Source organism: Stenotrophomonas sp. MMGLT7, assembly GCF_021168555.1.
GTDB lineage: Bacteria > Pseudomonadota > Gammaproteobacteria > Xanthomonadales > Xanthomonadaceae > MMGLT7.
Map to the genome: position 1 here is coordinate 1 of NZ_JAJOZS010000030.1, position 9952 is coordinate 9952.

General features: G+C 70.8%; 8 protein-coding genes. 6 read left to right on the top strand and 2 right to left on the bottom strand.

The features are described from left to right. Window positions 1-243 precede the first annotated feature (243 nt). A complete protein-coding gene (locus LRX76_RS18510; RefSeq protein ID WP_231807115.1) occupies window positions 244-918 on the top strand; it encodes a YitT family protein in 675 nt (224 codons plus the stop codon). A gap of 22 nt (window positions 919-940) precedes the next feature. On the opposite strand, the gene LRX76_RS18515 is transcribed toward LRX76_RS18510, so the two are convergent. After that, complete coding sequence (locus LRX76_RS18515; protein WP_231807108.1) at window positions 941-1507, bottom strand: DNA-3-methyladenine glycosylase I; 567 nt, start codon at window positions 1505-1507, stop codon at window positions 941-943. 91 nt (window positions 1508-1598) lie between these two features. Here LRX76_RS18515 and LRX76_RS18520 point away from each other — a divergent pair, with 91 nt between their 5' ends. The 4 genes from LRX76_RS18520 (at window position 1599) to LRX76_RS18535 (ending at window position 5780) form a co-directional block, all read left to right on the top strand. Continuing rightward, window positions 1599-2165, top strand: coding sequence for a YqgE/AlgH family protein (locus tag LRX76_RS18520; protein WP_231807109.1), 567 nt, complete (start codon window positions 1599-1601; stop codon window positions 2163-2165). Beyond that, window positions 2158-2625, top strand: a complete 468-nt coding sequence (ruvX, locus tag LRX76_RS18525; RefSeq protein ID WP_231807110.1) for a Holliday junction resolvase RuvX — start codon at window positions 2158-2160, stop codon at window positions 2623-2625. The genes LRX76_RS18520 and ruvX overlap by 8 nt, the downstream gene beginning before the upstream one ends. Window positions 2626-2668: 43 nt before the next feature. Next, complete coding sequence (locus LRX76_RS18530; RefSeq protein WP_231807111.1) at window positions 2669-3616, top strand: aspartate carbamoyltransferase catalytic subunit; 948 nt, start codon at window positions 2669-2671, stop codon at window positions 3614-3616. Between the two features lie 151 nt (window positions 3617-3767). Then, window positions 3768-5780: a M1 family metallopeptidase gene (locus tag LRX76_RS18535; protein ID WP_231807112.1), complete on the top strand. Its 2013-nt coding sequence runs from the start codon at window positions 3768-3770 to the stop codon at window positions 5778-5780. A 143-nt stretch (window positions 5781-5923) separates the two neighbouring features. On the opposite strand, the gene LRX76_RS18540 is transcribed toward LRX76_RS18535, so the two are convergent. Beyond that, entirely contained in the window at window positions 5924-8101 is a 2178-nt protein-coding gene (locus LRX76_RS18540; protein WP_231807113.1) for an EAL domain-containing protein, read from the bottom strand. 406 nt (window positions 8102-8507) lie between these two features. Between LRX76_RS18540 and LRX76_RS18545 the strand changes: the two genes are divergently transcribed. Further along, a complete protein-coding gene (locus tag LRX76_RS18545; RefSeq protein WP_231807114.1) occupies window positions 8508-9893 on the top strand; it encodes an amino acid permease in 1386 nt (461 codons plus the stop codon). Window positions 9894-9952 lie beyond the last annotated feature (59 nt).

Sequence of the window (9952 nt, forward strand, 5' to 3'; positions counted from 1 at the left end):
CGTAGGAGCGACTTCAGTCGCGATGGGGCCTTCCCGGTAAAGCCCCATCGCGACTGAAGTCGCTCCTACGGCGCTCCTACAGGGCGCGGGCCATCTCCAATGGGCCCGCAACACGCATCGGAAGGCACCTCCGTTTCGCCTGCAACCATGCGGGGCGATGGTGTCTAATAGTGGCACCCCCTCTCGCCGTGCCCCTTCCCCGTGAGCCTTCCCGATTCCGACCCGCGTCCGGAGCAGCAGCCCCTGCCCGAGGACGATGCCGCCTTCGTTTCCGGCCGGATGACGCCGCCGCCGGATTCGGCCGGCACCGTGCAGGACGACCGCGCCTACCACCATTCGGTGGCCGAGGACGTGCAGGGCATGCTGCTGGCAACGCTGGTGTCCTCGCTGGGGCTGGCGGTGTTCGCCAAGGGCGGGATCATGATCGGCGGCATCGCCGGCGTGGCCTTCCTGGTGCACTACGCGGCGGGCTGGAACTTCGGCCTGATGTTCGTGTTGCTGAACATGCCGTTCTACTGGCTGTCGGTGCGGCGCATGGGCTGGGAGTTCACCCTCAAGACCTTCGCCGCGGTCGGCGCCTGCGGCGTGCTGACCGACCTGCTGCCGCGCTGGGCCGACTACTCGCACATGACCACGCTGTACTCGGCGGTGGTCGGCGGCGCGCTGGTGGGGCTGGGCATCCTGTTCTTCATCCGCCACCGCGCCAGCCTCGGCGGCATCGGCATCCTGGCGGTGTACATCCAGCGCGACCACGGCATCAGCGCCGGCAAGGTGCAGATGAGCTTCGATGCGATGCTGATGATCGCCGCGTTCTTCATCCTCACCCCGCAGAAGGTGGGGTACTCGGCGCTGGGCGCGGTGCTGCTGAGCCTGGTGCTGATGTTCAACCACCGGCCCCACCGCTACATGGGCGTGTGAGCGGCGGCAGGGTGCTGGCGCTCTACGGTTTCCCGTGCCCGGGAACGGGGGCGGGGCCGCGCATCCACGGCGGCGCCAAGGCTGCGATGTGCGTCTGCACCGGGCAATCGGGCCGATGCGCGCCGGGCAGGTAGCCCAGGCTCATCAGGAACTCGCCGGTGATCTCGCCGCCGGTGAAGCGGAACGTGCGCTTGAACAGCTTCACCCAGCCCGGCTTGTCGAGCGGGTGGTGCGCGTCCAGCCAGGCGGCGAAGCCGCCGTGCGAGTCGCGCAGGCCGGCGATCACCCGCGCATTGTGGATCGCCGCGGCGATCTTGAGGCGGTTGCGGATGATGCCCGGATCGGCCAGCAGGCGGGCCACGTCGTCCTGCCCGTAGGCGGCCACCGCGTCCACGTCGAAGCCGTGGTAGGCGGCGCGGAAGCCCTCGCGCTTCCTGAGGATGATCTCCCAGCTCAGCCCGGCCTGGTTGATCTCCAGCAGCAGGCGCTCGAACAGCTCCGCTTCGTCGCGCTGCGGGAAACCGTACTCGTGGTCGTGGTAATGGCCGTGGACCGGATGGCCCGGGGCGAGGTCGCAATAGCCGCTCATGCGGACATGATAGGGCGTGTCGGGCCTTCACCGGGCGCCCACCCGGCAGCGGATGACGCGCCGCGGGCCGCGACCGCCTAGAATGGGCGCCATGACGCACGTTCCCGACCAACTGGCCAACCAGCTGCTGATCGCGCTGCCGAGCCTGGCCGACTCCAACTTCGCCCGCTCGGTGGTGCTGGTCTGCCAGCACGACGACGAAGGCGCCATGGGCGTGCTGGTGAACCGTGCCTCGGAGTACACGCTGGGCGAGGTGCTGGCGCAGATGGACATCCACACCCAGGACGAAGCGCTGCGCGGCCAGCCCGTGCTCAGCGGCGGCCCGGTGCATCCCGAGCGCGGCTTCGTCATCCACGACGACGCCCGCGACTGGGACTCCAACCTCGCCGTCGGCGAGGGCCTGTACCTGACCACCTCGCGCGACATCCTCGAGGCGATGGCGGCCGGCAACGGCCCCGGCAATGCGGTGGTGGCGCTGGGCTGCGCCGGCTGGGGCGCCGGGCAGCTGGAGTTCGAACTGGGCGAGAACAGCTGGCTGACCGCGCCGGCCGACGCCAACCTGCTGTTCCACGTGCCGTTGGCCGAGCGCTGGCAGGCCGCCGCCGGCCGCATCGGCGTGGACCTGTTCCGCCTGACCGACTACAGCGGGCATGCCTGAGGCAAGCGCCATCGCCCGCGACGCCACGGTGCTGGGTTTCGATGTCGGTTCGCGCCGCATCGGCGTGGCGCTGGGCAGCGCCTTCGGCATCAGCGCGCGGGCGATCGCGGTGATCGACGTGCACGGCAACGGCCCGGACTGGGCGGCGATCGACCGGCTGCAGCACGAATGGCGGCCGCAGGGCCTGGTGGTCGGCGATCCGCTGACCCTGGACGGCGGCGACCAGCCCATCCGCAAGCGCGCCCACGCCTTCGCCCGCGAGCTGCGCAGCCGCTACCGCCTGCCGGTGGTGCTGGTGGACGAGCGCTCCAGCTCGGTCGAGGCGGCGCGCCGCTTCGCCGCCGAGCGCGCCGCCGGGCGCAAGCGCCGCCGCGATGCCGAGGCGCTGGACGCGGTGGCCGCGGCGGTGATCATCGAGCGCTGGCTGGACGCGCCGGACGACGCCACGCCGCTGCCCTGACCACGGCCCTGATCCGAATTTCCCGTTACTGCCGAGTAGACCAATGACCCCCTCGCAACTGGATTCCGACGGACGCCTGCGCCACCTGCTGACCCTCGACGGCCTGCCGCGCGCCACCTTGCTGCAACTGCTCGACCGCGCCGGGCAGATCCGCGACGCGGCGGTCGGCCGCGTCGGCAAGCGCAACGTGCTGGCCGGCACCGCGGTGTGCACGCTGTTCTTCGAACCCTCCACCCGCACCCGCAGCTCCTTCACCCTGGCCGCGCAGCGGCTGGGCGCGGACGTGCTCAACTTCGACGCCTCCACCTCATCCACCCGCAAGGGCGAGACCGCGCGCGACACCATGAGGAACCTGGAGGCGATGGGCGTGCGCGGCTTCGTCGTGCGCCACCCCGAGGACGGCGCGGTGGAGCGGCTGGCCGAGGCGGCCGGCGAGGGCACCGCCCTGGTCAACGCCGGCGACGGCCGCAGCGCCCATCCCACCCAGGGCCTGCTGGACATGCTGACCCTGCGCCAGGCCAAGGGCAGCGACTTCTCGCGGCTGAAGGTGGCGATCGTCGGCGACGTCAGGCACTCGCGCGTGGCGCGCTCGGACCTGCACGCGCTGCGCACCCTCGGCGTCGGCGAGATCCGCGTATGCGGGCCGAAATCGCTGCTGCCCGAGGACGACATCCTGGAGGGCTGCGTGGTCGGCGAGGACTTCGACGCCCTGCTCGAGGGCGCCGACGCCCTGATGATGCTGCGGCTGCAGCGCGAGCGCATGGAGGAGGGGCTGGTGGCGTCGCTGGACGGCTACCACCAGCAGTACGGCCTCACCGCCGAGCGCCTGCGCCGCGCCGCGGCCGATGCCGTGGTGCTGCATCCCGGTCCGATCAACCGCGGCGTGGAGGTCACCGACGAGGTCGCCGACGGCCCGCAGTCGTGGGTGCTGCGCCAGGTCGCCAACGGCGTGGCGGTGCGCATGGCGGTGCTGGAGACCCTGCTGGGCTGAGATCCGTTACGGCGGAAGGGGGCGCGCGGGTACCGGCACCGACCTGCGCGCCGCGGCGGCCTCGCCGCCCGGACCGGGACCAATGGCAGTGCCCATATATCGCCCGCGGGTGTAGATACGGGGTTCACCCTTCGCTACCGGCACTGCCCCCATGCCCCGTTTCCCCCACCGCCGCCTCGCTGCGGCCGCCTCCCTCGCCGTTGCCGCCAGCGCCGCGCCGGCGCTGGCCGCCGATGACGGCGCGTTCGATCCGCTGGCGCTGTTCGCACCGCTGCAGCTGCCCGATGCGCCCAATGCGTTCCGCAGCGGCAGCGGCCGGCCCGGTCCGCTGTTCTGGCAGAACCGCGCCGACTACGACCTGCGCGCGACCATCGATCCGGACACGCGGCGGCTGAGCGGCGAGGAGACCATCACCTACAGCAACCACAGCCCGGACACGCTGGACGTGCTGTGGCTGCAGCTGGACCAGAACATCTACCGTGCCGATGCCCGGGCCCGCGACGCGCGCGCGCCACGCCCGCCGCGCCCGGGCCAGGCCCGCAAGCCGGCCGCTCCGGCGCCTGCAACCGACGGCTACGAGATCGCCTCGGTGGAGGTCGAGCAGGGGGGGCGGCGCGTGCCGGCCAGGTTCCTGGTCGACGACACCCGCATGCGCGTGGACCTGCCCGCGCCGCTGTCCGGCGGCGGCAACACGCTCAAGCTGCACCTGCGCTACCGCTACACCGTGCCCGGCACCTGGGGCGGGCGCACCGCGGTCACGCCGTCGAAAAACGGCGAGATCTACGAGATCGCGCAGTGGTACCCGCGCATGGCGGTCTACGACGACCTGCGCGGCTGGGATACCCAGCCCTATCTCGGTTCGGAGTTCTACCTGGAGTACGGCAGCTTCGATTATGCCGTCACCGTGCCGTGGAACTGGCTCGTGGCCGGTTCCGGCGACCTGGCCAACCCGAAGGACGTGCTCACCGCCGAGCAGCAGCGACGGCTGCAGCGGGCGCGCGGCAGCGACAGCACCGTCTACATCGTGCGCCCGGACGAGGTCGGCCAGCCGTCCACCCGGCCGACCGCCAGCGGCACCCGGACCTGGCGCTTCCACATGGACCACACCCGCGACGTGGCCTTCGCCGCCTCGCCCGCGTTCGTGTGGGATGCCGCGCGCATCAACCTGCCCGACGGCAGGCAGTCGCTGGCGATGTCGGTCTACGCCGCCGAGGGGGTGGGCGCGGACAAGTGGGACCGCTCCACCGAGTACGTGAAGGGCGCCATCGAGCACTTCTCGCAGTGGTACCCGTACCCGTGGCCGGCGGCGATCAACCTGGGCGGCCACGGCGCCGGCATGGAGTACCCGGGCATCGTGTTCGACGGTTTCGAGGACGGCGGCAAGCCGCTGTTCTGGATCACCGCGCACGAACTGGGCCACGGCTGGTTCCCGATGATCGTCGGCTCCAACGAGCGCCGCCACGCATTCATGGACGAAGGCTTCAACACCTTCATCGATGTCTACGCCTCCGACGCCTTCAACCACGGCGAGTACGCGCCCAAGCGCGACGGCGAGTACGCTCCCGGCGGCGGCAACCCGGTGGACGAGATCCTGCCGCTGCTGGCCGACGGGCAAGCGCCCACGCTGATGGACATCGCCGACGCCACCAGCGAGAAGTACCGTCACCCGCTGACCTACTTCAAGGGCGCGCTGGGGCTGGTGCTGCTGCGCGAGCAGATCCTCGGCCCCGAGCGCTTCGATCCGGCGTTCAGGAAGTACATCGCCACCTGGGCCTACAAGCATCCCACCCCGTCGGACTTCTTCCGCATCATGCAGAGCGAGGCCGGCGAGGACCTGTCGTGGTGGTGGCGCGGCTGGTACTTCAACAACTGGCAGCTGGACATGGGCATCGCCCGCGCCGAGTACGTGGACGGCGATGCCGGCCACGGCCTGGCGGTGACCCTGGAAAGCCGCCACAGGCTGGTGATGCCGGCCACCTTGCGCATCGACCTGGCCGACGGCAGCCACCTCGACCGCCGCGTCCCGGTGGAGGCATGGCTGCAGCAGGCCAATCCGCGCATCGTGCTGCCGACCACGCAGAAGGTACTGCACGTGAGCCTGGATCCGGACCACAGGCTGCCCGATGCCGACCGCGGCAACAACGAGGCGGCGGTCGCGGGCTGACCGGCGGCCGCGCGCATGCAGGCCTGTTGCGTGCGCTGCGGCGGCGGTCCCGGCGGCATCCGCGCTTTCCTCAAGCCATCGGGTGCCGGACCCGGCCGTCGCGGCGACGGGTTCCCCCAGCCCGTTGCGCGGCCCGGCGGCCGCTACTGCGTCACCGCGGCATGGACGAATTTATCCTCGAACTCGGCGGCGGTGCACGGCTTCCCGAACAGGTAGCCCTGGGCCTGCTCGCAGTTGTTCTGGGCCAGGAACTCCAGTTGCTCCTGGTTCTCCACGCCCTCGGCGATCACGCCCATGCCGAAGATCCGCCCCAGGTACAGCACCACCTTGACCACCGCCGCGTCCTCGTCGGAGGTGGATACGCCCTGGACGAAGGAACGATCGATCTTCAGGCGGGTGACCGGATAGTTCTTGAGCAGGCTCAGCGAGGCGAAGCCGGTGCCGTAGTCATCGAAGGCCAGGCCCACGCCGAGCCGGCGCAGGTCGTTGAGCAGCTTCACTGTGGCCTGGTCGTTGCGCAGCAGCACGTTCTCGACGATCTCCAGTTCCAGCGTCTCCGCCGGCAGCGCGCTTTCCATCAGCGCCTCGCGCACCGACGTCAGCATCCTGCCGGAACGGAACTGCGCCTCGAACAGGTTCACTCCCATGCGAAAGCCCGGCACCGCCGTGCGCCATTTCGCGGCCTGCCGGCAGGCACTGCGCAGGATCCACTCGCCGATCGCGGCGGCGGAGGGCTTCTGGCTCAGCACCTCGATGAACGACGCCGGGGTGAGCAGGCCGCGCTGGGGATGGTTCCAGCGCAGCAGCGCCTCGGCCCCGGTGAGCCTGCGCTCGCGGATCGACATCTGCGGCTGGTAGTACAGCTCGAACTCGCCGTTCTCGAAGGCCTGCCGCAGTTCCTGCTCGAACGCCCTGCGCGCCACGGCCACCTGCCGGAAGGCGGCGGTGAACAGCTGGTAGCCGCCCTTGCCGGCGGCCTTGGCCCGGTACAGCGCCAGGTCGGCGGCGCCCTGCAGTTCCTCCGGGCGCACGCCATGCTGCGGGCCGAGCGAGACGCCGATGCTCACGCCGACGTCGAGCCGCTTGCCGGCGAAGACGTAGGGCCGGGAGACCTCGGCCAGCAGCCGTTCGGCCGCCGACACCGCGCGGCTGGCGCGGTTGCCGGGCAGCAGCACGGCGAACTCGTCGCCGCCCAGCCTGGCCACGATGATGGCATCGTCGCAGGTGGCGCAGATGCGGGCTCCGACCTCCTTGAGCACGGCATCGCCGGCGGAATGGCCGAGCGTGTCGTTGACCTCCTTGAAGCCGTCCAGGTCGAGCATCAGCATGGTGCTCGGCCGTTCGCTGGCGAGGACATCCTCCAGGCAGGCCCGCCAGGTCGCCCGGTTGGGCAGCTCGGTCAGCGTGTCCAGCGATGCCAGGCGGAACAGTCGCTCCTCGTTGCGCCGCCGCTCGCTGATGTCGCGGACGATGGCGCCGATGCTGGTGCCGTTTCCTTCCTTCCAGGTGGACAGGGAGAACTCGGCCGGGAACTCGCTGCCGTCCCGGCGCAGGCCCGACAGCTCGATGGTGTGGTCGGCCAGTTCCATCCGCCCGCCCTCGCGCAGCCGCTGCATCTCGACGTCGTAGATGGGGCGCCAGCTGTCCGGAACGATGATCAGGCCCGGGCGGTGCATGATCTCTTCGGCACGGTAGCCGAACAGCCTCTCCGCGGCGGGATTCCAGAAGGTGATGTCGCCGTCGAGGTTGGAGCAGATGATGGCGTCCGGCGAGGTCGCCGCGATGTTCTCGAAGCGGGTCTGGCTGATGCTCCTGACATGGTCCAGCCGCCGCATCTCCATGCGCTCCATGACCAGCGCGGCGATGTCGGCCAGGTTGCTGCGGTCGGCGGCGGTGAGTTCGCTGCGCGGCTCGTGGTCGATGAGGCAGACCGTGCCGATCTTCTCGCCCTCGGGCGAGACCAACGGCTTGCCTGCGTAGAAGCGGATGAACGGAGGGCCCAGCACCAGCGGATTGGTGGCGAAGCGGGGGTCCTTCATGGCGTCGGGGACGAAGAGGATGTCGTCCTGGACGATGGCGTGGGCGCAGAACGAGACTTCCCGGCTGGTGCCGCACAGGCCCAGCCCGACCTCGGCCTTGAAGAACTGCCGGTCCCGGTCGAGCAGCGAGATCAGCACGATGGGCACGTCGAACAGCCGCGCGGCCAGGTTGGCGAGGCGGTCGAACTCCTGTTCCGGTGGCGTGTCCAGCAGGTGGTAGTCGGCCAGGGTGCGGAGACGTTGCTCTTCGTCCGGCGGCAGGGGATAGGGAGCGGCTGACATTCTTCGTCCTTTGGCGGGATCGCCACGACCGCCGGCGCGTCCGGCCGGCTCGCACGAAGGCCCGGAAGACCCTGCGGGGCCGGCGGGGACGGTCGATGCCGGGAAACTTAACGGCAGGCCCGCCAAATCGGCGTGAGCGAACGGCCGGGGCTTCGGCGCATCGGCGCCACGCGGCATCGGCCGCTGCCCTGCCGCGCACTGCCCGGCGGTTGGCTTTCCAGTACCCCTGGACCGCGAAGCCCGGGTAAGCGTAGCGCAGCGGGATGGATCCGGGCGCGGCGCCATCTCCCCGGGGTGCGTTGCGCTAGCCGGGCCACGACGGGAGTGGCCATGCGCCACGAGGGGCAGACACGCATCCGCCGGACGGGCTATCTTGGCGAGCTTCCGCCCCAGCCGACATTCCCAGATGCCGCAATCGCCCGCGTCATTGCCCGCCAGCCCCTCCCTGCCGTCCGCCGACTACGCGCTCAAGCCGCGGCAACTGATCATGATGGGCCTGGGCAGCGCCATCGGCGCCGGCCTGTTCCTGGGCTCGGGCGTGGGCGTGCAACTGGCCGGGCCGGCGGTGCTGGTGTCCTACCTGGTGGCCGGTGCGCTGGTGATCATCGTGATGAACGCGCTCGGCGAGATGGCCGCGGCCAAGCCGGCCAGCGGCGCGTTCTCGGTGTACGCGGCCGACGCCATGGGGCCGACCGCCGGCGCCACGGTGGGCTGGCTGTGGTGGCTGCAACTGGTGATCGTGATCGCCGCCGAGGCGGTCGGCGCGGCCGGCCTGCTGGCGACGGTATGGCCGGTGTTGCCGGTGCCGGCGCTGGCGCTGGCCTTCATGCTGGTGTTCACCGCGATCAACCTGATGGGCGTGCGCAACTTCGGCGAGTTCGAATTCTGGTTCGCCATCCTCAAGGTGGCGGCGATCCTGATCTTCATCGCCATCGGCATCGCGCTGCTGGCAGGCTGGCTGCCGGGCGTGGCCTCGCCCGGGGTGTCCAACTTCACCGCCAACGGCGGCTTCGCGCCGAAGGGGCTGGCGGGCGTGGGGGCGGCGCTGCTGGTGGTGATATTCGCCTTCGGCGGCACCGAGATCGTCGCGGTCGCCGCCGCCGAGACCGCCGATCCGTCGCGCAGCCTGGCGCGCGCCATCCGCACCGTGGCCTGGCGCATCCTGGTGTTCTACATCGGCTCGCTGAGCGTGATCATCGCGGTGGTGCCGTGGACCAGCGATGCGCTGAAGTCGCCGTTCGCCGCGGTGCTGCAGGCGGCCAGCATTCCGGGAGCGGCCACCACCATCACCCTGGTGGCGGTGGTGGCGCTGCTGTCCGCGCTCAATGCCAATCTCTACGGCGCGTCGCGGATGGTCCGCTCGCTCGCCCAGCGCGGCGAGGCGCCGCGCTGGCTGGGCGTGGCCAACGGCCGCCAGGTGCCGGTGCCGGCGGTACTGGCCAGCGTGCTGTTCGGGTTCGCGGCGGCGGTGCTGGAACTGGTCTACCCGGGCCGGGTGCTGCCGGTGCTGCTCAACATCGTCGGCGCCACCTGCCTGCTGGTATGGACGATCTCGCTGCTGTCGCAGCTGATCCTGCGCGCGCGCGCCGACCGCGGCACGGTCGCGCTGCCGTTCCGCATGGCCGCCTATCCGTGGCTGACCCTGCTGGGGCTGGCGATACTGGCGCTGATCTTCGCGCTGCTGCTGGTCTCGGCCGATACCCGCGCGCAGTTCCTGTCGATGGCCGCGCTGACGCTGGCCATCGCCGTGGTCAGCGCGCTGGCGCGGCGCTGGCGCAGAAGCCACCTGTAGCAACGACCTCTGTAGGAGCGACTTCAGTCGCGATGAGGCTTTGCCGGCAAAGCCGCATC